Annotated in this window: 19 protein-coding genes; 9 read left to right on the plus strand and 10 right to left on the minus strand. The window is 72.2% G+C overall.

Annotation, left to right across the window (positions count from 1 at the left end):
- The first annotated feature begins 64 nt into the window (after nt 1-64).
- Nucleotides 65-838 (plus strand): SDR family oxidoreductase, encoded by a 774-nt coding sequence (locus MKD51_RS07195; RefSeq protein ID WP_240239653.1) that lies wholly within the window; start codon nt 65-67, stop codon nt 836-838.
- A 3-nt stretch (nt 839-841) separates the two neighbouring features.
- On the opposite strand, the gene MKD51_RS07200 is transcribed toward MKD51_RS07195, so the two are convergent.
- The 3 genes from MKD51_RS07200 to MKD51_RS07210 form a co-directional block, all read right to left on the minus strand.
- Nucleotides 842-1,567 (minus strand): SUMF1/EgtB/PvdO family nonheme iron enzyme, encoded by a 726-nt coding sequence (locus MKD51_RS07200; RefSeq protein ID WP_240239654.1) that lies wholly within the window; start codon nt 1,565-1,567, stop codon nt 842-844.
- Between the two features lie 26 nt (nt 1,568-1,593).
- Nucleotides 1,594-3,033 (minus strand): MFS transporter, encoded by a 1,440-nt coding sequence (locus tag MKD51_RS07205; RefSeq protein WP_240239655.1) that lies wholly within the window; start codon nt 3,031-3,033, stop codon nt 1,594-1,596.
- Between the two features lie 96 nt (nt 3,034-3,129).
- Entirely contained in the window at nt 3,130-4,656 is a 1,527-nt protein-coding gene (locus MKD51_RS07210) for an HNH endonuclease signature motif containing protein (protein WP_240239656.1), read from the minus strand.
- 93 nt (nt 4,657-4,749) lie between these two features.
- Here MKD51_RS07210 and MKD51_RS07215 point away from each other — a divergent pair, with 93 nt between their 5' ends.
- From MKD51_RS07215 to mutM, 4 genes are all read left to right on the plus strand, one after another.
- Nucleotides 4,750-5,310, plus strand: a complete 561-nt coding sequence (locus MKD51_RS07215; RefSeq protein ID WP_240239657.1) for a YceD family protein — start codon at nt 4,750-4,752, stop codon at nt 5,308-5,310.
- A gap of 3 nt (nt 5,311-5,313) precedes the next feature.
- Nucleotides 5,314-5,517 carry a 50S ribosomal protein L32 gene (gene rpmF, locus MKD51_RS07220; RefSeq protein ID WP_092918636.1) on the plus strand — a complete coding sequence of 68 codons (204 nt, stop codon included), beginning with the start codon at nt 5,314-5,316 and terminating at the stop codon, nt 5,515-5,517.
- Nucleotides 5,518-5,587: 70 nt separating this feature from the next.
- On the plus strand, nt 5,588-6,262 hold the full coding sequence (gene rnc / locus MKD51_RS07225; RefSeq protein ID WP_240240865.1) for a ribonuclease III: 675 nt from the start codon (nt 5,588-5,590) through the stop codon (nt 6,260-6,262).
- An 11-nt stretch (nt 6,263-6,273) separates the two neighbouring features.
- On the plus strand, nt 6,274-7,215 hold the full coding sequence (mutM, locus tag MKD51_RS07230) for a bifunctional DNA-formamidopyrimidine glycosylase/DNA-(apurinic or apyrimidinic site) lyase (RefSeq protein ID WP_240239658.1): 942 nt from the start codon (nt 6,274-6,276) through the stop codon (nt 7,213-7,215).
- Nucleotides 7,216-7,258: 43 nt separating this feature from the next.
- Here the strand turns inward: mutM and MKD51_RS07235 are convergent, their stop codons facing one another.
- Nucleotides 7,259-7,894: a hypothetical protein gene (locus MKD51_RS07235; RefSeq protein WP_240239659.1), complete on the minus strand. Its 636-nt coding sequence runs from the start codon at nt 7,892-7,894 to the stop codon at nt 7,259-7,261.
- On the opposite strand from MKD51_RS07235, the gene MKD51_RS07240 reads away from it, so the two are divergent.
- A complete protein-coding gene (locus MKD51_RS07240; protein ID WP_240239660.1) occupies nt 7,875-8,507 on the plus strand; it encodes a DUF2461 domain-containing protein in 633 nt (210 codons plus the stop codon). The two genes, MKD51_RS07235 and MKD51_RS07240, sit on opposite strands and share 20 nt — an antisense overlap.
- A 225-nt stretch (nt 8,508-8,732) precedes the next feature.
- Here the strand turns inward: MKD51_RS07240 and MKD51_RS07245 are convergent, their stop codons facing one another.
- Genes MKD51_RS07245 through MKD51_RS07260 form a run of 4 tightly spaced genes read right to left on the minus strand, consistent with a single transcriptional unit; the run spans nt 8,733 to nt 13,604 of the window.
- Complete coding sequence (locus MKD51_RS07245; protein WP_240239661.1) at nt 8,733-10,205, minus strand: aldehyde dehydrogenase family protein; 1,473 nt, start codon at nt 10,203-10,205, stop codon at nt 8,733-8,735.
- Nucleotides 10,202-11,416, minus strand: coding sequence for a GNAT family N-acetyltransferase (locus tag MKD51_RS07250; protein WP_240239662.1), 1,215 nt, complete (start codon nt 11,414-11,416; stop codon nt 10,202-10,204). Before MKD51_RS07250 ends, MKD51_RS07245 begins: the two co-directional genes overlap by 4 nt.
- Complete coding sequence (locus tag MKD51_RS07255; RefSeq protein WP_240239663.1) at nt 11,413-12,522, minus strand: GNAT family N-acetyltransferase; 1,110 nt, start codon at nt 12,520-12,522, stop codon at nt 11,413-11,415. The genes MKD51_RS07250 and MKD51_RS07255 overlap by 4 nt, the downstream gene beginning before the upstream one ends.
- The gene (locus tag MKD51_RS07260; protein ID WP_240239664.1) at nt 12,519-13,604 is read right to left on the minus strand and encodes a GNAT family N-acetyltransferase; all 1,086 of its coding nucleotides are present in this window, start codon (nt 13,602-13,604) and stop codon (nt 12,519-12,521) included. The genes MKD51_RS07255 and MKD51_RS07260 overlap by 4 nt, the downstream gene beginning before the upstream one ends.
- A 126-nt stretch (nt 13,605-13,730) precedes the next feature.
- On the opposite strand from MKD51_RS07260, the gene smc reads away from it, so the two are divergent.
- Nucleotides 13,731-17,207, plus strand: coding sequence for a chromosome segregation protein SMC (smc, locus tag MKD51_RS07265; protein WP_240239665.1), 3,477 nt, complete (start codon nt 13,731-13,733; stop codon nt 17,205-17,207).
- Nucleotides 17,208-17,257: 50 nt separating this feature from the next.
- On the opposite strand, the gene MKD51_RS07270 is transcribed toward smc, so the two are convergent.
- Entirely contained in the window at nt 17,258-18,484 is a 1,227-nt protein-coding gene (locus tag MKD51_RS07270; RefSeq protein ID WP_240239666.1) for a hypothetical protein, read from the minus strand.
- Nucleotides 18,485-18,577: 93 nt separating this feature from the next.
- Complete coding sequence (locus tag MKD51_RS07275; RefSeq protein ID WP_240239667.1) at nt 18,578-19,945, minus strand: FAD-binding oxidoreductase; 1,368 nt, start codon at nt 19,943-19,945, stop codon at nt 18,578-18,580.
- 63 nt (nt 19,946-20,008) lie between these two features.
- Here MKD51_RS07275 and MKD51_RS07280 point away from each other — a divergent pair, with 63 nt between their 5' ends.
- Nucleotides 20,009-21,121, plus strand: a complete 1,113-nt coding sequence (locus tag MKD51_RS07280; protein ID WP_240239668.1) for a methyltransferase — start codon at nt 20,009-20,011, stop codon at nt 21,119-21,121.
- Nucleotides 21,118-22,089: a DUF817 domain-containing protein gene (locus MKD51_RS07285; RefSeq protein ID WP_240239669.1), complete on the plus strand. Its 972-nt coding sequence runs from the start codon at nt 21,118-21,120 to the stop codon at nt 22,087-22,089. The genes MKD51_RS07280 and MKD51_RS07285 overlap by 4 nt, the downstream gene beginning before the upstream one ends.
- Nucleotides 22,090-22,165 lie beyond the last annotated feature (76 nt).

Raw genomic sequence — 22,165 nt, forward strand, 5'->3', positions numbered from 1 at the left:
GGTCGCACGACGTAACACTCGCGCGGAGTGGCGAGGTGCGTGCCTCGGATGCTTGCATGGCGGTATGAGCGACAAGCGGATCATCATCACGGGAGCGTCGAGCGGCATCGGTGAGGCCGTCGCCAGGCAGGCGGTCGCGCGCGGCTGGCAGGTGCTCGCGGTCGCCAGGCGCGAGGAGCGGCTCGCGGCGCTCGCGGCCGACATCGGCTGCGAGACGTTCGTCGCCGACCTCACGGACGAGGCCGCTGTCGCGGCGTTCGCCGAGGCGGCCGCGGCCTTCGGCCCGACGGGGCTCGTGCAGGTCGCGGGCGGTGCGAAGGGTGCGGCGGAGCTGGCTGAGACGACGATCGACGACTGGCGCTGGATGTTCGAGGCCAATGTGATCGGCACCAAGCGCGTCATCGACGCCGTGCTGCCGCTGCTGCGCGCATCCACGGCCGATGGCAGCTATGCGGAGATCATGGTCGTCACCTCGATCGCGGCCACGGTCGCCTACAAGAACGGCTCCGGCTACAACGCGGCGAAGTCGGCCGAGAAGCAGCTCGTCGATGTGCTGCGCCTCGAGCTGCACGGCGAGCCGATCCGCGTCATGGAGGTCGCGCCCGGCATGGTCTGGACCGAGGAGTTCAGCCTCGTGCGATTCGAGGGCGATCAGGCGAAGGCGGATGCGGTCTACAAGGACGTGCAGGATCCGCTCTCGGCCGACGATGTCGCGCGGGTGATGACCGACATCCTGGCGCTGCCCGGCCACGTCTCGGTCGACGAGACGATCATCAAGCCGGTCGCGCAGACGCATCCTTGGATGGTGCACAAGGGCCCGCTGGTCGCCAAGGGCTGACCGTCAGTCCAGCAGCTCGCGCAGCGGCGTCCAGCCGACCGGCAGCGGGCCGCGGATGTCGGCGCGCTCGCGATCGGCGGCGGCCGACCAGCCCTGCGCAGCGCTCGCACCAGGCTCGGCGACGGCGCCCTGCGCGATGCGCAGGCCCACGTCCTCCAGCAGCGCATCGGGAGCGGTGCCGCGCCGCACGGATGCGCGCACGCTGAAGGCTCGGTCGGCCCAGCCGCCGCCGCGCAGGCTGCGGTAGTCGGCGTAGCGCGCCGGATCGGCGTAGTCCCAGCACCACTCCCACACGTTGCCCAGCATGTCGTGCAGCCCGAGGGCGTTCGGCTCCTTGCCTGCGACCGGCTGCGGGCCATCGATGCCGTCGCCTGCGGTCCACGCGATGGCGGCGAGCGGCGCCGGGGCAGCCGTCGCGGCGCTTGCGCGGCACGCGTGCTCCCACTCGGCCTCGGTCGGCAGTCGGTAGCCGTCGGCGGATGCGTCCCAGGCCACGTGCGCGCCCGTCACGTCGTAGACCGGCGTGCGTCCCGCATCCGCCGACATCGTGTTGCACAGCCGGATCGCGTCGTTCCAGCGGATGCCGTGCATCGGCATGCCGTCGGCGCGCGCCAGCGTCGTGCTGCCCAGGCGGAACGGACGCAGCTCCACGTCGCGCTCGGTGCCGGTGCGGGCGTCGCGCTGGTGGAGGGTGCCGCCGGGGATGTCGACGAACTCGGGAGGGAGCACGCCGTGAGCGTAGCCGGTGGGCGCGCTCAGGGCCGGGTGGCAGGCGTGGACTCGGGCACCGGCTCCGGGTCGGCGAACGCGAGCTTCGGCACGGCGACGAGGCCGACCGCGGCGACCAGCGCGGTGACGCCGCAGATGATCCAGACCACGATGTAGCCGCCGATGCTGGCAGCGGTGCCGATGGCGCCGACGGCGAGCACGATGGCGAAGATCGATGACGCGAACGAGCCGCCGATCGTCTTGGTGGTGTTGGTCATGGCGGTCGCGACGCCGGTCTGACCGCGCGGGGCGGCTGCGGCGGCTGCGGCGGGAAGCGCGCCCACGAGCGCACCCGAGCCGATGCCGGCGATCGCCATGCATGCGAAGACCTGCCAGATCTCGAGGTGGAAGGGCACGAGCAGCAGGTAGCCGACGCCCACGAGCGTCGCGGCGGCGATGAGCAGCAGGCGGGGCCGGATGCGCGCGGAGAGCACCGTGAGGGTCGCGGCCCCCACGATGAGCGAGAGCAGGTAGACGCCGATCAGGATCGAGCGCCCGCTGGCGTCGAGCCCCAGGCCGTAGCCGAGCGATGGATCGGTGCCGGCGTAGGTCGCGAGCGGTGTCTGGGCGCCGAGCAGGCTGACGCCGACGAGGCCGGCGGTGAGCTGCACCGGCCACATCTCGGGTCGGCGCATGACGCGCAGGTCGATCGCCGGGTCGTCCTTGCCGAGCACCCAGCGCCCGAACGGCAGCAGCAGCGCCACGCCGATGGCCATGACGGCCCAGCCCCACCACGCCTCCGGACCGCCGATCTTGAGGAAGGTGAGGCCGGAGGTGATCGTGAGCAGCGAGAGCGCGAGCAGCACGAAGCCGCCCGCGTCGAGCTTCCGGTCGGGGAGCGGCTCGGATTCCGGCACGCCCCAGAGGATCGCGAAGAAGCAGAGGGTGACCATGGCGGCGGGCAGCATGAGCGTCGGTGGCATCGCCTCGCCGAATGCGCCGAACGCCATCGCTGCGCCGAGGGCGCCGATGATCGCGCCTGCCTCGAGAGCGATGACGAGCAGGCCGGCAGCGCGCCTCGTCGCGGAGGGGGCGACGCCGGTGCGCCGGCCGCGGTCGAAGATGAGCGCCACCTCGAGCGGCAGCCACACGGTGTAGGCGCCCTGCAGCGAGAAGGCGATGAGGTAGCTCCAGAAGTCGCCGGCGAACGCCATCCACCAGCTGGCGCCCGCCGTGATCGCGGTCGAGAGCAGCAGCATCTTCTTGTGGCCGTGCATGTCGCCGAGCTTGGCCAACACCGGCACCATCAGGGCGGAGAGCAGCAGCTGTCCGGCCTCGAACCAGTTGACGTCGGCATCCGTCACGCCGACGTGCCGCGCGATATCGGGGGTGAGCGTCACGTAGTAGCCCTGCAGGACGCCGCTCGTGAGCTCGACGCACACGAGCCAGCCGATGAGTGCAAGGGGCACCGCGCGCAACGCTGTCACGGATGCATCATGGCACCCAGGTGCAGGAATCCTCAGCGAATTATTTTTGCGCCGCGCGGGGTCGGTGGCGTCGAGGCCTTCGAGCCGCACCGGGTGTCAGAACGGGAGCGCCACCGGTGGTGCGTTGGGGAGGCTGGGTTCGGTGCAGACGACCGGCCCCCAGAGCGGTTCGTCGTTCGCGGTCGTGTCGATGAATCGGGGGCCTTGGGGTTCGGGCTCGTCGCGGATGATGACGCCGAGTGGGCTGGTCCATTCGAGGATGCCGTGCTCGAGCTGCTCGACCGTCCAGGCGGTGGCGTGCTTCATCGTGTGATGTCGTCTGCAGAGGTGCGCGAGGTTCACGAGGCTGGTGCGGCCGCCCTTGGCCCAGTCTTCGGTGTGGTCGAGGTCGGCGCGGGAGACGGGGTTGGTGCAGCCGGGCCAGCGGCAGCGGCCGTCGCGTGCGCGCAGCCAGCGACGCATGGCACGGGAGGGCGTGTAGGTGTCGACCGTGATCGGGATCCCGCTGACGGGGTCGAGGAAGAGCCGCTGCCAGGTGACCGTGTCGGCGGCGAGCGAGCGGATCGTGGCGGCGTCGACGAGGATGTCGCCGTCGAGCAGGGCAGGGAAGCGCAGTTCCGAGCTGGGCTCGGGCTGCTCGTCCGCCAGCAGGGCCGTGGCGGGGATGGTGACGGTGATCGTGGCTCGCAGCGCGTTGATGCCGGTCGCATCGAGCGGCGTCTGCCCGGTGAGCAGCAGCTCGATGAAGGCGTCGGCACGGAACTGGTCGAACGTGCGCGGGTCGTCCTTCGGCTTGCCGCGGGCAGCCTGGCTGAGCCGGTCGAGCACCGCGGCACCGAACGCGGCCGGCACGCGCGCGCAGAGATCGGCCATGCCATCGCCGGCATCGAACAGGCCCACCGAGCGCGTCTCGCGCGCCACCTCGTGGCGCTGCTGCAGCGGCGCCGTGAGCATGCGGTCCACGATCCGCTTCGCCCTCGAGCGCAGCTGCCCGGGCGTGGCCACCTCGGCGACCGCGACCAGCTCGGCCTCCACCCGCGCCCGATCGTCGGCGCCGACACCGCTGTCGATGCGCAGCGCCCGGGTCGCGTCGGAGATCGTGCGCACGTGGCCCGCCGTGATGCGGCCGGCCTTGTGTGCGTCGTGGGTCAGCGGCAGCTCGGAGACGATGTGCCACGCGTCGGTCATGCGCCGCTCGATCGTGCGATCCGAGAGGTGCAGCTCGACCGCGAGGCTCGAGGCCGCCTCGCGCAGGTTCGTGTCGAGCACGCCCGGCTCCTCGCGCAGTCGCGCGAAGCGGGCCGCCAGCAGCTCCCGCTCCTCGGCCTCGATCCTGGCGCGCTGCACGTGCAGGGCGCGAGCGTGTCCCACGTACGCCGACTCCGCACGCTGCCGAGCGAGGTGCTCCGACTCGACAGGGCCCGGCAGCGGCGGCAGCGCCATGCGACCGGCGACGACCTCCTCGACTTCCGCATCCGAGAGCGCCATGAGGCGTTCGGTGAGGTCGCGGTCAAACGCCTCGAGCGACTCCTGCAGCTCGTCGGCCGTGTGGCCGAAGGGGTCGACGGCACCGGCGCGGATCGCGGCGATGTAGTCGTCCGCGTCCAGGCCATCCGTGGTCATGCAGGCAGTCAATCAGCGGCCACTGACACGCGAGCGACCCAGAGGTAGACCTGTGGAGAACCCGACCTGCGGCTCCGCCCGTAGACTGGGTGCATGGCCACCCCCCACCCGTTCGTGATCTCTGTGCGCGAGATCGCGCGGAAGCCCGGACAGATGCGCGAGGTCTACGCGACCGCGCCCTTCGGCGAGAAGATCGGCGAGGGTCTCGCGACTGTGCTGCCCGAGCAGCCCATCGATCTCGTGCTGCGCCTCGAGAGCGTGCACGAGGGCATCCTCGCCACCGGCACCGCCGGGGTGACGGCCCTCGCGACCTGCGCGCGCTGCCTCACGGAGTTCGACCTGGATGTCGATGTCGACTTCCTGGAGCTGTTCACGTATGATGGTGCGTCGGAATCCGATTACCTCGTTGTCGACGACACCGTCGACATGCTTTCGGTGGTTCGGGATGTGGTTGTGCTGGCGCTGCCGTTCCAACCGGTCGACCGACCGGACTGCTCTGGGCTCGATCCAGAGACAGGGGAGCGGCTCGAGCCTGGCACCGATCACGTGCCGGAGGAGACCATCGATCCGCGATGGGCTGCGCTGCAGGGATTCCAACAAGACGTATCCGACGACACGTCGGAAGATGACGCCCAGGCGTCGAAGAAGGAGTGAGCAATGGCTGTTCCCAAGAGGAAGATGTCGCGGTCCAACACCCGTGCGCGCCGTTCGCAGTGGAAGGCCGAAGCGCCCAAGCTGGTCAAGACCATCGAGGGCGGCAAGACCGTCTACAGCCTCCCGCACCGCGCGAAGGTCGTCGAGGACTCGGCCGGCACGCCGCTGTACATGGAGTACAAGGGCCGCAAGGTCGCCGACGTCTGATCCCTCTCACGAGGATCGCCGTCGCGTGACGGAACAGACAGACGCAGCGGCTCGTGCGCGCACCGCGCAGCTGAGCCGATTGCTTGAGCAGCTCGGGGTCGACATCGACCCCGAGCTTCTCGTGCTTGCCCTGACGCATCGCTCGTGGGCCTACGAGCAGGGCGGAGTGCCGCACAACGAGCGCCTCGAGTTCCTCGGCGACTCGATCCTCGGCCAAGCCATCACGATCGAGCTCTACGGGCGCCTGCCAGACGCGACGGAGGGCGAGCTCGCGAAGCGTCGCGCCGGCGTCGTCTCGACCGTCGCGCTCGCCGAGGTCGCGCGGATCCTCGGGCTGGGCGAATACATCCTGCTCGGCAAGGGCGAGGCAGCCTCGGGTGGCGCCGACAAGGCGTCGATCTTGGCCGACACCATGGAGGCCGTCTTCGGCGCCGCGTTCCTGAGCGCCGGGCACACTGCCGCTGCGCAGCTCGTGCTGCGGCTCGTCGGCCCGCTGCTCGATGACCCGGGTCGCACGGGCGCCGCGCTCGACCCGAAGACCGCGCTGCAGGAGGTCGCCGCCGCTCTCGGCAAGGGTGCCCCCTCCTACGAGATCGAGGCAGAGGGCCCCGACCACGCCCGCAGCTTCACTGCCACCGTGCACATCGACGACGCCGCCGTCGCGACCGGCACGGGCACCAGCAAGAAGGTCGCCGAGATGGCGGCAGCGCTCGCAGCGCACGCGCAGCTCACCGAGCAGCGCTGACGACCACCACGATGCCCGAGCTGCCGGAGGTCGAGGTCGTGCGCGCGGGCCTCGCGCCTGCCGTCACCGGTGCCCGCATCGACGGCGTCGAGGTGCTCGACGCGCGCTCCATCGGCCGCCACGACGGCGACGCCGCCGCGTTCGAGGCCGCGCTCGTCGGCCGCACGCTCGAAGCGCCCGCACGCCGAGGCAAGTTCCTCTGGATTCCGCTCGTCGTCGAGCCGGAGGCTGGTGGGTCGGATGCGCTCCACGCGCATCGCCCGCGTCATGCGCTCCTCGCCCACCTCGGCATGTCCGGTCAGGTGCTGGTGCGCGAGCCCGGTGCACCGGCCGACCGCCACACGCGCATCCGCTTGCTGCTCGATCAGCCGGCGCTGCACCCGGCCGGCAGGGGGCAGCTCGAGATCCGCTTCGCCGATCAGCGGCTCTTCGGCGGGCTGGCCGTGCGACCGATGCGCGCCACCGAGGATGGCCAGGGCGTGCCCGACCAAGCCGCCCACATCGCGCTCGATCCGATCCACCCCGACTTCGACGCATCCACCGTGGCCCGCCGCCTGCGACTGCGCCGCCAGGGAGTGAAGGCCGCGCTGCTCGACCAGCAGCTGGTCTCGGGCATCGGCAACATCTACGCCGACGAGGCGCTGTGGCGCAGCCGGCTGCACTACGCGACGCCCGGGCAGCGGCTGACGCAGGCGCGAGCGCTCGGGCTGCTCGCCGACGTGCGCGACGTTCTCGACCAGGCGCTCGCCGAGGGCGGCACCTCGTTCGATGCGCAGTACGTGAACGTGAACGGCCAGGCCGGGTACTTCGAGCACAGCCTCAACGCCTACGGCCGCGGCGGGCTGCCCTGCCCGCGCTGCGGCACGCTCATGGTGCGCGAGCCCTGGGCGAACCGCTCGTCGACGCGCTGCCCGCGGTGCCAGCGGCGGCCGAGGGGTCTCGCTCGTCCGTAGGTTTCGCCCGGACGGCTCCTGGGTCGGTGCGGCCCATTGCCGCCTACCCTCCGGTGAATCCCTCTACGGCGAGATCAGACCCTGCAGCCTGGCAAGCAGGCAGCAGTGCTGCGAGGGCCTCGTCCCATGCGGTCGAGCCGATGCCGCCAGCTGCAGCGGCACCGGAAGCGATAGGAGGCGCCGCGTCACGGAGCGCGACGATGACATCGTTCACTGCACCCTCGCCGGTCGTCGGGATTCGGTCCAGCACTCGCGTCGCCAGCCGGTACCAGCCGCTGTGCTCCACCTGTTCGATGCGCCCCTCGTCGCGCGCGATGTCGGCGTTCGACGTGATCGTCAGCACATCGCCGAAGGCCTCGCAGGTTGTGGCGTCGCTGATTACGGCCGCTGAGGCGGAAGGCTCGGGGGGTGTGGTGCTCGTGCAGGCAGCGAGCGCCAGCCCAGCGACGATGGCGGAGACGATGGGTGTCGCACGGCGCATACGGCGACAGTACCGCTGGTTCCGAAGGTGGACGCGGCGCGCGGGCCAGTAGGTTGCGCCGCCTCGCGCACCCAGTGGGGCACCTGTGCCCGACTGGGGCCGGCGTGCCAGCCCCAGTCGGGCACAGGTGCCCCAGTCGCGGCGGATGGGTGCGGTTGCCGCGGCGTAGGCTGGATCGATGGTCTTCGCAGGATTCACGCCAGCGGCCTTCGCGTTCTACCGCGACCTCGAGCTGCACAACGAGCGGGCCTGGTGGCTCGACAACAAGCCGCGCTACGACGAGCACGTCCGAGCCCCGTTCGAGGCGCTCGCCGAGGAGCTCGAGCCGCTCGCCAACACGGTCAAGATCTATCGCCCATACCGCGACGTGCGCTTCAGCAACGACAAGACGCCCTACAAGACCCGGCAGGGCATGTTCGCGCAGCGTGCGCCCGGCATCGGCTGGTACCTGAACCTCGACGCCACGGGCGTCTCGCTCGGCGGCGGCTTCTTCGGTGACGCCTCGTTCACGAAGGCCTATCGCGCCGCGGTCGAGGCTGTCGGGGCCGGCACCGAGCTGGAGCAGATCGTCGCCGATCTCGAGCAGGCGGGCTACGATCTGGGCGGCGAGCAGCTGAAGACGGCGCCGCGCGGCGTCGACCCCGAGCACCCGCGCATCGCGCTGCTGCGCTTCAAGTGGCTCACGGCGCGGCGCGAGCTGACGGAGGCGGATGCGGTGGGGCCCGCCCTGCTCGACGCGGTGTTCGACACCGTCGACGACCTGCAGCCGCTCGTGGCCTGGGCGACGGAGCACGTGGCGCCGAAGCGCTGAGTGGCTGAGTCCAGAGCCGAGGGACTGGGGCCCCGTTGCTCCCTGCCGTGTGCACAACGCAAGCCGTCGGCGGGCGTTCGGCGGCAGTTGGGCCGGACTGGGCCGGAAAGCAGCCATCGCGGGCTGCAGAGCTTGCGTTGTGCGCGGCGCGTCGAGCGGCCTGCGGCGAGCGGCTTGCGGCGAGCGGCGGGATCGCGGATCGGGGATCGGCTGGGCTTGGGGGCGTCAGCCGGCGATGCGCTTGACGATCTCGCCGCGCAGCTGCGAGAACGGCGGGTAGAGCAGCCGCAGCGTGTCGATCGTCGTCGACTTCGACAGCACCGCCTTGCGGTGGCTGAACGCCTCGAACGAGTGGTGCCCGTGGTAGCTGCCCATCCCGCTCTCGCCCACGCCGCCGAAGGGCAGCGAGCGCGCCGCGGAGTGCGCCACCGCGACGTTCACGCCCAGGGCCCCAGAGGAGGTCTCGCGCTCGACCCGCCGCACCACCTCGCGATCCCTCGCGAACAGGTAGAGCGCGAGCGGCTTGTCGCGCTCCCGCATCGACGCGATGAAGCCGTCGACCCCGTCGACCGGCAGCACCGGCAGGATCGGGCCGAAGATCTCCTCCTGCATCACCGGCGCATCCTCGTCGACCTCGGTGAGGATGGTCGGTGCGAAGTAGCGCTCGTCGGCATCGGTGTCGCCGCCGGTGACGACGGTGCCGCCTGAGAGCAGGCCCCGCAGTCGCTCGAGGTGCTTGCCGTTCACGATGCGGGAGTAATCGGGGGAGCTGCGGGCGTCGCCCAGTTGCTCGGCGGTCGCCTGCCGCAGCTGCTCGACGAGCTCGTCTGCCACCTCGCGGTCGACGCGGATGTAGTCGGGCGCCACGCACGTCTGCCCGGCGTTGAGCCACTTGCCCCACGCGATGCGGCGCGCGGCCCCGGCGATGTCGGCGGAGCGGTGCACGTAGACGGGGCTCTTCCCGCCGAGCTCGAGCACGGTGGGCGTGAGGTGCTTCGCCGCCGCTGCCGCGATCACGCGACCGACCTGCCCGTTGCCGGTGTAGAAGATGAGGTCCCAGCGCTGCTCCAGCAGCGCGGTCGTCTCGGGCACGCCGCCCTCGACGACCCGCACGGAGCGCGCGTCGAGGTAGGCGGGCACGAGTCTGGCCAGCAGCGCTGAGGTCGCGGGCGCCACCTCCGAGGGCTTCAGCACCACGGCGTTGCCCGCCGCGATCGCGCCGATCAGCGGGCCGAGCGCGAGCTGCACCGGGTAGTTCCACGGCGCGATCACGAGCGTCGCGCCGAGCGGCTCCGGCACGGTCCTGCCGATCGCGGGCTGCAGGGCGAGCTGCATCGGCACGGGCGTGGGCAGCATCCAGCGCCACAGCTTGCGCCGCACCGATCTCGCCTCGCCGACCGTGAACGCGATCTCGCTCATGTGCGCCTCGATCTGGCTCTTGCCCAGATCCTGCGCGAGGGCCGTCTCCCAGAGCGAGACGTTCTGCAGCAGCATGCGAATGAGCGCGTCGAGCTGCTGCTCGCGGTAGGCACGCGGGCGGGTGAGCCCGCTCGTGACGGCGGCCCGCAGCTCGACGGCCAGGCCGTCGGTGGATGCGGTGGGGTCGACGGTTGCGGCGAGATCGGTGGATGCGGAGAGGTCGGCGGATGCGGAGAGGTCGGCGGATGCGTCGGTCGCGGGCACGTCGGTGTCGCTCATGCCTCCATGCTGTCAGCCGATGCTGTGCGGTCTCGAGACGCGGCCCGTGGCTGACCCTCGACCGGCGGAGGAGTGCGGCGCTGCCAGCCTCCCTCGGCACCGATGGGCACGAATCCGAGCGCCTCATTGACGCGCAGCATCGGCCGGTTCTCCTCGGCGTTCCAGGTGACGATGCGGGTGCGGTCGGGGTGCAGCCGGCCGAGCTGCAGCAGGTTCTCGGTCTTCACGAGCATGCCGAGGCGGTGGCCGCGATGGTCGGCGTGCACCAGGGTGTCCTCCTGGAAGGCGGGCCTGCCGGGCGCCGGCAGCAGCAGCACCGTGAAGGCGACTGCCTCGCCGCTCGCGCGGTGGATCGCGACGGCCTGCAGCGCAGTCAGGCCGGCCTCCGCCCACTCGGCCTCCACGCGGCCGAGGCGCGCGGCGTCCCAGCGCTCGTCGTCGACCTCGAGGTCGGCGCTCGGCGCGTCGGTGACCATGCGGGCGTGCAGCACGGCCATGGCATCGAGCAGCTCCGGCGGCGTCGCGCCTGCCCACGAGCGCAGCTCGTAGGCGTCGCCCGCGTGCGCCAGGGCATCCGCCCTGTGCGCCTCGAGCGTGCGCCGCGCCGTCTCGACGTCGAGCTCGGAGATGCGGTCGACCTGCTCGAGCGCGTAGCCCATCGAGACGGCCAGCCGTGCGGCCGGATCGGCGGCAAGCGCACCGTGGCCGGTCGCTGCCGGGATCGCCTCGCCGCCCTCGACCGGCGCGCGGTGGTCGACCCATGCCTGCAGGGTCGTGGCGCCGAGCCCGATCGCGACCTGCTCGATGCGCTCGGCGATGGCGCGGCCGATGCCACGGCCGCGCGCCTCCGGCACCACCCAGGCGGAGAGGTAGGCGACCGACGCGCCCTCGTCACGGGCGATGGATGCGATGGCGCGCCCGACGTCGCGTCCCTCGGCGACGACCAGGAAGCGCTCGGTGATGTCGTCTTCGACGTGCCGCAGCGAGGCGAGGAGCTCGTCGACGGTGGTGTCGTGGCCGTCGTCGCCCCAGAACGCCTGCGTCACGCGGTTGGCGGTCGCGACGTAGCGCGCGATCAGCGACAGCGCAGGCTCGTCGAAGGCATCTGCTGGGGCGACGAGGCGGTGCCACTCGAGCTCGGGCGCATCGAGCGTGCGCCCATCGAGCTCGGGCCGATCGTGGGCAGGCCGCCCGGCGCCCGGCGTGCTCATGCCTCGTCCTTCCGCTGCCAGACACCCTCGTCGCTGATGCGGGTGAAGCCGAGCGCCTCGTTGACGGCCAGCATGTGGGTGTTCTCGCTCGCGTTCCACGTGCGCACCACTGCGGCGGGGGCGTGCGTCAGCAGCGCCTGCAGGTTCGCCGCCTTCACGAGCATGCCCAGGCGCTGTCCGCGGTGCTCGGCGTGCACGAGGGTGTCGTGCTGGTACCAGGCCTGCTGCGCGCGGGCGGCGCTGCCGTCGGAGCTCACGAGCGTCGTGAACGCGGCCACGGCATCCGTGCCCTCCTCGATGGCGACCGCGCGCAGCAGCGTGCGGCCGCCCTCGATCTGGGCGTCCTCGTACCTGCTGAGGCGCTCGGTGTCCCAGCGCTCCTCCTCGTGGTCGAGGGCGGCGGCTGGCGCGTCGGTCGACATGCGCGCGTGCAGCGCGGCGAGCGGCTCGAGCCGCGCGGCGGGCGTGCGCCCCTCCCAGGTCTCGATCCGGTAGCGGGGGAGCGCGAGGGCCTCGGCCTCGGCGCGATGGTCGGCGAGCGCGGTGCTCGCCGTCGCCAGCCGCAGCTCGCTCATGCGCTCGATCTGCTCGAGGGCGAAGCCGTAGCGCTGCAGCATCCGCACCTGCGACGTGTCGGCGGCGATGCTGCCGAGGCCCGTGGGCGGCGTGAGCTGCGGGCCGGGGTCTGCGTCGGTGGTGGGGCGATGCGTGACCCAGGCCTGGAAGGTCGTGACGCCGCGCTCGCGCATGCGGCCGATCATGTCGTCGGCGAGCGAGGCGCCGACGCCCCGACGGCGGGCGTTTGGCAGCACGAGCACGTCGAGCTCGCCGATCGATTGCGCCTCCAGCAGGCCGCGCGCGGCGTAGCCACGACCGACCGGCTCGCCGTCGTCCAGCGCGAGCACACGGAGCACATCCTCGATGCCCTCCTGGCTGCGCCAGTTCGCCCACGCCTGTCGGTAGGAGAACGCGACGCTCTCGTCGCCGTCGAAGGTGTCGACCACGACGGCGTTGCGCACATCCACGTAGTCGCGCATCCGCCGACCGGTCTCCGACTCCTCGTCCCACCGATCGGGGATCGCGACGTCGAGGAGCTCGATGGTCATGCTGCGTCCTTCCGCTGCCAGACGGCCTCATAGCCGACCGGCAGGAACCCGGTGGCTTCGTTGACGGAGAGCATGTGCCGATTCTCCTCGGCGTTCATGGTGCTGACACGCGGATGCGTCGGGTGGTGATCGCGCAGCTGCACGAGGTTGGCGAGCTTCAGCAGCATGCCGAGCCGGCGCCCGCGGTGGTCGCGGCTGACGAGGGTGTCGTGCTGCCGCGCGACGTCGCCGCTGCCGACGAACAGGCTCGTGAAGCCCGCGAGCTCGCCGGAGGCGATGTGGCGCGCGACGACGGTGCGCATCGTGCGGCCTCCCTCGGTCTTCGACCGCTCGAACTCGGCCAGGCGCTCGTCGCTCCAGACCTCGGGCTCGAGCGCGAGCCCGCCGACCGGCGCATCCGTCGACATGCGCTCGTGCAGCGTGCGCATCGCGCTCCGGTGCTCGGCGGGCGTCGGGCCCGACCACGCGACCGTGTCGTAGCCCGCCTGCGCGGCAGCGGCCGACGCATCCGACCACCGCTCGTCGAGCGTGGGCTCGAGCTCGCGCAGGTCGGCGACGCTCATGCGGTAGACCTGCTCGAGCGCGTAGCCGCGGGCGATGAGCGCGGCGGCCTCGGGCTCGTCGGGGTCGACGGCGCCGAAGCCGGTCGCTGCGGTGAGCGCTCCGTCGGCACGCGCGGGGGAGCCGCCCATCAGCGTCGTGCGGCCATACGCCGCCGCGATGCGCTCGACGTGGTCGAGCAGCGCCTCGAGGATGGCGCGGCGGTCGGCATCGGGGAGATCCGGCTCGAGCGTGAGCATGTGGTCGCCGATGTCGGTCGACTCGAGCTGCGGCAGCCAGACGGCGCTCGCGGCGATCACCCGGTCGCCAGCGCGCACGACGGCCCGCTCCACGCGCTCGGCGTCGGTCGACTGCCACGCGGCGAGCCGCTCGGGGAGCGTGAGGGTCGTGACGCCGGCGCCGTAGCGGGCGTCACCGACGCGGTCGGCGTGCGCGGCGGCGGCGCGGAAGGTCTCGCCTGCGTCGGATGCGTCATCCCAGCTGGCAGGCAGGACGAGGTCGTCGATCGTGATGGTGTGCATGTCGGCTCTGCCGCTCGCGCGAGGCACCGTGCCTGCGGGCAGCCTTGCAGGCTAGACCAGCGCGTGCCGTCCGCGCAATCGCGACTCGCCCGGCTACGGTGTTCGCAGCCACGAACCGGGAGCCGCATGCATCTCAAGACCCTGACCGTCAAGGGCTTCAAGTCGTTCGCGCGCCCGACGACCTTCCAGTTCGAGCCTGGCGTCACGTGCGTCGTGGGCCCGAACGGCTCCGGCAAGTCGAACGTCGTCGACGCCCTCGCCTGGGTGATGGGCGAGCAGGGCGCGAAGACGCTGCGTGGCGGCAAGATGGAGGACGTCATCTTCGCCGGCACCGCGACGAGCGGGCCGCTTGGCCGTGCGCACGTCGAGCTCGTCATCGACAACGCCGACGGCGCGCTGCCGATCGAGTATGCCGAGGTGCAGATCTCGCGCACGCTCTTCCGCAACGGCGGCTCCGAGTACGCCATCAACGGCGAGTCGTGCCGGCTGCTCGACGTGCAGGAGCTGCTGAGCGACTCCGGTCTCGGCCGCGAGATGCACGTCATCGTCGGCCAGGGCCAGCTCGACAACGTGCTGCAGGCCACGCCCATCGACCGCCGCGGCTACATCGAGGAGGCCGCCGGCATCCTCAAGCACCGTCGCCGCAAGGAGAAGACGCTTCGCAAGCTCGACGCGATGCAGGCCAACCTCAACCGCCTGCAGGACCTCACCGGCGAGATCCGTCGGCAGCTGAAGCCGCTCGGGCAGCAGGCCGAGATCGCCAAGGAGGCCGCGACCATCCAGGCGACCGTGCGCGACGCCCGAGCCCGCCTCATCGCTCACGAGGTCATCAGCCTGCGCGCGCAGCTCGACGCATCCGCCCGCTCCGAGTCGGAGCGCAAGTCGGAGCGCATCGTGCTGCAGGAGCAGCTCGAGCAGGCGCAGCTGCGCGCGAGCCGCATCGAGGCGTCGATGGTCGGCGACGACGTCGATCAGGCGCGCGACGTCGCGCACGGGCTCGAGCGCGAGCTCTCGCGGCTGCAGTCGCTGCACGCGCTCGCGGGCCAGCGGCTCGCGCTGCTCGAGGAGGCTCCAGAGATGGGCGACGCCGCACCGCTCGTGAGCCCCGAGATGGTGCAGGCGGCGCGCGACGAGGCCGACGCGCTCAAGGACAGGGTGGCGGATGCGGAGGGGCGGCTCGGCAAGGCGGCCTCGGCGACCGCGCTGGCACGGGCCAACCTCGACTCGCTCGACGAGGAGATCGCGGCACAGGCCGCGCTCGTCTCGAAGCACGATCTGGAAGCCGCCGGTCACCGCTCGAAGGTGGAGGTCGCGCAGTCGACGCTCGCCGCCCGCGAGGCGGAGGTGACGCGACGCGAGAGCGCGCTCACCAACGCCGAGCAGCGCCTCGCAGAGGCGAAGGCCGCCGCCGCGGAGACCGGCGATGAGCAGGAGGTCGACGACGCCGCATCGCTCTCGACCGGCTATCGCGACGCCGACGAGGCGCAGGCGGGCCTGTCCACGGCGCTCGACGAGCGGCGGGAGGCGCTGCACGCGGTGGAGCGCGAGCGCGATGCCATCGCCGCCCGCACCTCAGCCCTGACACTCGCGCTGTCGAAGGCCAACGCATCCGCCGGTCTCCTCGACGCCGGGCTCGCCGGCGTGGGCGGTCTGGTCGCCGAGCGCGTCAAGGTGAAGAAGGGCTACGAGGCGGCGATCGCAGCGGCGCTCGGCTCGCTCGGCGAGGCGGTGCTTGCCGATTCTCGCGAGGCGGCAGCGGCCGCGATCGAGCACGCCCACCGCGAGCGGCTCGGCCGCATCGAGGCGGTGGTCGGCGACGCCGTGCCGATGCGCCCCACGGTCGCGAAGGTCGAGGGTGCGGTGCACGCGCCCTCGGTGGTGGATGCGCCCGCGGGTGTGCTCGGCGTGCTCGCGTTCACCTTCATCGTCGACTCGCTCGATGCGGCGCAGCAGGCGGGGCCCGCGATCGCGCGGCTCGAGCTGGGTGGCCCCGTCACGATCGTGACGAAGCGCGGCGACTACGTCAGCGAATACCTCATGCGCGGCGGCAGCGACGACGCGCAGTCGAGGCTCGAGCTCATCGCAGAGCGGGACGCGGCGACCGAACGGCTCGAGGAGCTCTCGACCTCGATCGAGCGCGAGGCGGGCGCGCTCGAGGATGCCCGCCAGGCGCACCAGCAGGCCAGGCGTGCGGCGGCGGATGCGTTGGAGGCGCTGCGTGCGCACGACGCGGCGTCGGCGGCGCGCGGCGAGCAGCGCAGCCGTGCCCGCGCCCGGCTCGAGTCGGCGACCGGCGAGCACGAGCGCGCGGAGATCGCCCTCGGCGAGGCGAAGCGCGGCGTCGAGGAGGCCGGCCGGGGCGTCGAGGCCGCGGAGCAGGCGCTCGAGCGCTTCCAGGCGCAGCCGCGGCCGATGCTCGACGCCTCAGCACGGGACGGGCTGCTCACGGAGCTCGAGGCGGCGCGCGGCGGCGAGACCGACCTGCGCATCGAGCTCGAGACCGCCAGGGAGCGCGTGCGCGCAGAGCTCGCGCGGGCCGACTCGCTCGAGCGCGACGTCGCGGCGCAGCGTGCACGGGCCGAGGAGTCTGCTCGCCGTGCGGTGCTGCGCGAGCGGCAGCGCGAGCAGGCGTCGCGGGTGCTCGCGGCGATCCCGCCGGTGCTGGGCGTCGCGGAGCGCTCGGTGCAGGAGGCGCGCGGCGTGCTCGCCGAGCGCGAGGCCGCCCGCCGCGACCGCAACGACGAGCTCGGCAGGCTGCGCCGTGACGAGGGCGGCCTGCGCGAGCGGCTGCAGGAGCTCACCGAGCACGTGCACGTCGCCGAGATGGAGGCCTACGAGCAGCGGCTGCACCTGTCGAACCTGCTCGAGCGCGCCGGCAGCGAGCTGGGCCTCGAGGAGCGCGTGCTGGTGGCCGAGTACGAGCCCGAGGAGGGCTGGGATCGCAAGGCCGAGCAGGCGCGGCTGCAGGACGCCGAGCGCAAGCTGGGCCGCCTGGGCCGAGTCAACCCGCTCGCGCTCGAGGAGTTCGAGGCCCTCGAGCAGCGGCACACGTTTCTCACGGAGCAGCTCGCCGACCTCGCCTCGACGCGCAAGGATCTCGAGCAGATCATCGCCGACCTCGACGAGACGATGCAGACGATCTTCGCCGCTGCCTTCGAAGACACGAAGGCGGCGTTCACCGAGGTCTTCCCGATCCTCTTCCCGGGTGGCTCAGGGGCGCTTGCGCTCACAGATCCCGACAACCTGCTCGAGACGGGCGTCGAGGTGACGGTGCGGCCGGCCGGGAAGAAGATCGACCGCATCTCGCTGCTCTCGGGCGGCGAGCGCTCGCTCGCGGCCGTGGCGCTCATGGTCGCGATCTTCAAGGCTCGCCCGAGCCCGTTCTACATCATGGACGAGGTGGAGGCGGCGCTCGACGACGCCAACCTCGGCCGCCTGCTGACGGTGTTCGAGCAGCTGCGCGAGAACAGCCAGCTGATCATCATCACCCACCAGAAGCGCACGATGGAGATCGCGGATGCGCTCTACGGCGTCTCGATGCGGCAAGACGGCGTCTCGGCGGTCGTCGGCCAGCGCACGAAGCGCGAGACCGTCGACGCGTAGCGTCGCGAGATGAGGACCGATCCCGGCGCGGCTCTGCGCGTCGTCGAAGCTCAGGGCTGCAGCCACGACCAGACGTGCACCACGCCCAAGCCGTAGTACTCGTCGAGCCAGGCCTGCATCGAGCCGTCGTCGTAGACGACCTCGAGCGTCACGACGCCGGTGCCGGTGCCGCTGCCCATCACATCCGCTCGCCCGAGGCTGTGGAGGTCCTCCTGCACGGCCTGCTCGGTCGCCGCGTCCACGGTGCCGGTCATGGTCTCGTATTCAGGAATGGCGACGTCGTCCCGGTCGAGCATCTCGGCCGGCGTCAGTGCGTTCGTCGCCGCGTCGTACGTGGCGCGCATCGCGACGCTGTCGATCCACCGCACGCCGGACCGCTCCTCATGCTCGACGGCCGACCAGTCCCAGCCGACCACTGCCGGCCCGCCGCACTGCGGAGGGAGCGACGTGTGCACGTTGTTGCAGAGCACCGGCGTGCCGGCGAGCGCTCCGCTCGCGGCTTCGAGCACCGTGCCCACGGCGATGACTGGCTCGGTCGCGCTCGGGGTCGGCAGCTCCGCGAGGCTCGCCTGCGCCTCTGCTCCCGTGATCACCGGCACCGCGGTGTCCCTGGGCGGCACGGGAGTCGTGGGCTGCTCCGGCGGGTCGCTTGGCCGCAGCGCGGACAGCACGAACACGACGCCATCGCCGTACACCGCGTTGACCGCCTCCTGCAGCCTGCCGTCGTCCCAGATCACGTCGAGCACGACGATGCCCTCCTGGCCCCTGGCGCCGAGGATGTCGACGCGTTCGATCGTCGCGAGGTCGGCCTGCACCGCCTCGATGGTCGGCTCGTCGAGCTCGCCCGCGGGGATCTCGATCGCCGGCAGCGTGATCGCCGCGGCGCTCATCGGCTCGCCGGTCGCGAAGAACGACTGCGGCTCGAACTGGTACACGCCCTCGATCGCGATGCCCTGCGCCCAGCGCACGCCGTCCGTCTCCTGGTGCTCGATCGCATCCCAGTCCCAGCCGAGCAGCTCGAGCCCGCTGCACTGCGGCGGGGCGGATTCGGCGACGGGACCCACGCACAGCAGGTCGCCGGACGACTGCTCGAGGACGGTCGACACGGCCAGCACGGCGGAGTCGAGGTCGGGCGTCGGCAGTTCGGCGAGCTGTGCCTGCACCGCTGCTCCGGTCGGCACCGGAGTGTCGGGGGCGGTCTGGTCGGCGGCGGGAGATGCACAGCCCGCGACGGCGAGGACGACGACGGCCGTGCCGATGAACGCGATGGTTCTCATGACCTCACGCTAGGTCGCGGGGTGGGGAAGCGCATCCCAACCTTTCGCGCGCTTCAGGCGTCACGTCTGCACATTGGCTGCACGGGCGGCGCCCTAGCGGGGCAGCCGGCCCTCGTGCAGCACGCCGTCGGGGTCGGCAGCCTCGCGGATCGCGCGCAGCCGTGTGATGTCGTCGGCCGAGGCACAGTGACCGAGCGTGCCGCGCTCGTCGAGGAACGTCGGCAGCATGCGCTCGGAGGCGCTCGGCCGCAGCAGCGCATCGAGCCCCGCGAGGCTCGCAGCGCCCGGCTCGGGCGGCGTGCCCGGGAACTGCGGCGCGAGCCCCATCGCGAGCCAGCCCGCGCCCTGCAGCGTCGCGAACGCCGGCCGCGAGGGCGAGTCGAGCGCACCGCCGAGCATGCGCAGATTGACGCCGACGAGCGCGGCCTGCGCGGGCTCGGCGTGGAAGGCGAACAGCGCATCGATCGTCGCGTCGTCGAGCGTGGCGAGCGCGATCGAGCCTCCTCGGCTCGGCGAGGGATCGGTCGGCTCCATCGATGCGGCCGCCATCGCCGCCTGCGTCGTCGGCCCCACCTGCTCGTGCTGCGGTGAGGCCGCCGCGCGCACGGCGTCGAGCGCCGTTAGGTCGCTCTCGGTGAGCGCCAGTGCCTCGACGCTCACGAAGCTCTTGCCGCGCACGGCCTCCGGCAGCATCGGCGCATCGGGCATGCGCATCGAGCTGCAGAAGACGTTGAGCCCGGTGGGCGCGTGGCCCGCGAGGTCGCGCAGCGCGCGCAGCACGGCCGGCCCGTCGGCGGCGTCGAACGTCAGCGATCCGCCGACCAGCGTCGGAGCCTCGAGCAGCTCGAGCTCGAGCTCGGTGACGATCCCGACTGTGCCGCCGGCGCCGCGCAGCGCCCACATGGTGTCGGGGTCGGATGCGTCGTCGACGCGCTCGTGCGTGCCGTCCGGCCGCAGGATCCACGCGGCCCGCAGCGACTGCGCGCCCAGCCCCGCGGAGCGGCTCAGCCACGAGTGGCCACCGCCCAGCGTGTAGCCAGCGGCGCCGACGACGCGGCTGGTGCCGGAGGGCACGGCGAGCCCCGTGCTCTCGAGCGCATCGATCACCGCACCCCACTGCACGCCGGCCCCGATGACCGCGACCCGCGCATCCGCATCGATCTCGAGGCGGTCGAAGGCCGCCGTGCGGGTGAGGATCGCGCCCTCGAGGGAGCCTGCGGCGCCGTGGCCGTTCGGCTGCACGGCGACCGTCGCGCCCGCCTCGCGCGCCGCCGTGAGGATGGCACGAAGGTCGTCGATGTCGGCGGGATGCACCACGGCAGCAGGGCGCTGGTCGACGGAGAGGTTCCAGGGGGAGCGCTCCGCGTCGTAGGCGGGGTCGTCGGGGAGGGTCAGGCGGCCGGTGAGGGCACCGGCCAGCGGGGCGAACGAGACGGACGGACGAGGCTGTGCAGCGGTCACGGGCGTGAACGTACACCTGGCGACTGACGCGCACCAGCCGCGATCGGTGCGAGGATCGACGGCGTGACCGATCGCGACGCGCTCTTCGAGCGGCTCAGCCGCAGCCCCGACGTCGAGGATCCGACGCTGCAGGCGCACGACGCCTCCGACGCGCTGATCCTGGATGAGGCCGCCACGCTGCGGCGGGCGCTCGGCGACGTCGTCGTCATCGGCGACCGCCACGGGGCGCTCACGCTCGGCGCCCTCGACGCCGGCGCCACTCGGGTGCGCGTGCACCAGGACTCCGTGGTGGGGGAGCGCGCGCTCCTCGCCAACGCGGCAGCGCTCGACATGACGGGCTTCGCGCACCACCCCCTCGACGCATCCCTCGTCGACGGCGCGACCCTCGTGCTGCTGCAGCTGCCCCGCTCGCTCGACGCCCTCGACGAGGTCGCCGAGCTCATCGCCACGCACGCCGACGAGCGCGTGCGCGTCATCGCTGGCGGCCGCGTCAAGCACATGTCGATGAGCATGAACGCGCTGCTCGGCCGCTCCTTCAAGCACGTGCACGCAACGCTCGGCCGCCGCAAGTCGCGCGTGCTGCACGCCGAGGGCCCGCTGCGCCCCGGCATCAGCTGGCCGCGCAGCCGCCGCCATCCGTTCGGCGGCAGCCAGCTGACCGTCGTCGCGCACGGCGCGGCCTTCGCGGGCACCTCCATCGACATCGGCGCGCAGACGCTGCTGCAGCACCTGGATGCGATGCCGGATGCGTCCCACGCGATCGACCTGGCGTCCGGCACGGGCGTCCTGGGCGTCGCGCTCGCGCTCGCGCGGCCCGACATCCGGGTGCTCGCCACCGACGACTCCGCGGCAGCGGTCGCATCCACGCGGGCGACAGCGGCAGCCAACGGTGTCGCCGGCCGCCTGGACGCACGGCAGGCAGACGCCCTCGAGGGCGTCCCCGACGCATCCGCAGGGCTCATCCTGCTCAACCCGCCGTTCCACGTGGGCGCGGCCGTGCACACCGGCATCGCAGAGCGGCTCATCGCCGACGCCGGCCGCGCGCTCGCCCCCGGCGGCGAGCTGTGGTGCGTGTGGAACAGCCCGCTCGGCTACCGCCCGCTGCTTGATGCCGTCGGCGAGACGCGGCAGGTGAGCCGCGACGCGAAGTTCACCGTCACCGCCACCCGGCGATGACCGGCGGCGTCGCGGGCGCACGCGAGTTCACGGCGGTCGAAGAGGCCATCGACCGCGCCGCCCACCGCCTGCTCGACGGCCGCGGGCGCTCGCGCTGGCGTCGCGGCGTCATCGAGCTTGGCGTGTTCGCGCTCAAGCAGGGCTGGGCGGCGATCTTCGGCGGGCTGCTGCTCCTGTGCATCCTCGCCGCTCGCGTGTGGTGGCCCGAGGCCGCCCCGCTCGCCCGCAACGACGCCCTCACGATCGCGGCCGTGCTCATCCAGGTCGCGATGCTCGCCTTCCGCCTCGAGACCGTGCGCGAGCTCTGGGTCGTCGTGCTCTTCCACGTCTGCGGCACCATCATGGAGCTGTTCAAGACCGACGTCGGCTCCTGGGCCTACGACGCGGAGGGGCTGCTGCGCATCGGCGGCGTGCCGCTGTTCTCGGGCTTCATGTATGCGGCAGTGGGCTCCTACATGGTGCGCACGATGCGCATGTTCGACCTGCGCTTCACGCGCTACCCGCCGCTGTGGGCGACGATCCTCGTGGCGGTCGGCATCTACGCCAACTTCTTCACCCACCACTGGATCTGGGACTTCCGCTGGGTGCTCGTCGCCGCGGTGCTGATCCTGTGGGGTGGATGCGTGATGCGGTTCCGCGTGCTGCGCACGCACCTGCGCTTGCCGATCGTCGTCGCCTTCGCGCTCGTCGCGATCGTCATCTGGGGCGCCGAGAACCTCGCGACCTTCGGGGGAGCGTGGCTCTACCCCGACCAGGTCGACGGCTGGCAGCCGGTATCGGGCTCGAAGATCGTCAGCTGGTTCCTGCTGATGATCCTGTCGGTCGTGCTCGTGACGCTGGTGCACAGGCCGAAGACTGCGGGGCCGAAGGACACCAGGCCCGACGCCCACAGCCCGCGGACACCCGACGTTCACCGCCGAGATACGGACACGCCGACAGGGGTCCACGGTGCCGTCGCCGACCGCTGATCCAATGGAAGCACAGGAACCCGGCCACGTATGAGGTGGCCGGGCTTCGTGCTTTCACGGGGCCTGGCGGGACACC

Source organism: Agrococcus sp. ARC_14 (assembly GCF_022436485.1).
GTDB lineage: Bacteria > Actinomycetota > Actinomycetes > Actinomycetales > Microbacteriaceae > Agrococcus.

Excerpts from the sequence above, each read along its gene's own strand:
- MKD51_RS07195 (WP_240239653.1), top strand. The coding sequence starts at position 65 with ATGAGCGACAAGCGGATCATCATCACGGGAGCGTCGAGCGGCATCGGT.
- MKD51_RS07210 (WP_240239656.1), bottom strand. The coding sequence starts at position 4,656 with ATGACCACGGATGGCCTGGACGCGGACGACTACATCGCCGCGATCCGC.
- MKD51_RS07215 (WP_240239657.1), top strand. The coding sequence starts at position 4,750 with ATGGCCACCCCCCACCCGTTCGTGATCTCTGTGCGCGAGATCGCGCGG.
- rpmF (WP_092918636.1), top strand. The coding sequence starts at position 5,314 with ATGGCTGTTCCCAAGAGGAAGATGTCGCGGTCCAACACCCGTGCGCGC.
- mutM (WP_240239658.1), top strand. The coding sequence starts at position 6,274 with ATGCCCGAGCTGCCGGAGGTCGAGGTCGTGCGCGCGGGCCTCGCGCCT.
- MKD51_RS07240 (WP_240239660.1), top strand. The coding sequence starts at position 7,875 with ATGGTCTTCGCAGGATTCACGCCAGCGGCCTTCGCGTTCTACCGCGAC.
- MKD51_RS07245 (WP_240239661.1), bottom strand. The coding sequence starts at position 10,205 with ATGAGCGACACCGACGTGCCCGCGACCGACGCATCCGCCGACCTCTCC.
- MKD51_RS07250 (WP_240239662.1), bottom strand. The coding sequence starts at position 11,416 with ATGAGCACGCCGGGCGCCGGGCGGCCTGCCCACGATCGGCCCGAGCTC.
- MKD51_RS07255 (WP_240239663.1), bottom strand. The coding sequence starts at position 12,522 with ATGACCATCGAGCTCCTCGACGTCGCGATCCCCGATCGGTGGGACGAG.
- MKD51_RS07260 (WP_240239664.1), bottom strand. The coding sequence starts at position 13,604 with ATGCACACCATCACGATCGACGACCTCGTCCTGCCTGCCAGCTGGGAT.
- smc (WP_240239665.1), top strand. The coding sequence starts at position 13,731 with ATGCATCTCAAGACCCTGACCGTCAAGGGCTTCAAGTCGTTCGCGCGC.
- MKD51_RS07270 (WP_240239666.1), bottom strand. The coding sequence starts at position 18,484 with ATGAGAACCATCGCGTTCATCGGCACGGCCGTCGTCGTCCTCGCCGTC.
- MKD51_RS07285 (WP_240239669.1), top strand. The coding sequence starts at position 21,118 with ATGACCGGCGGCGTCGCGGGCGCACGCGAGTTCACGGCGGTCGAAGAG.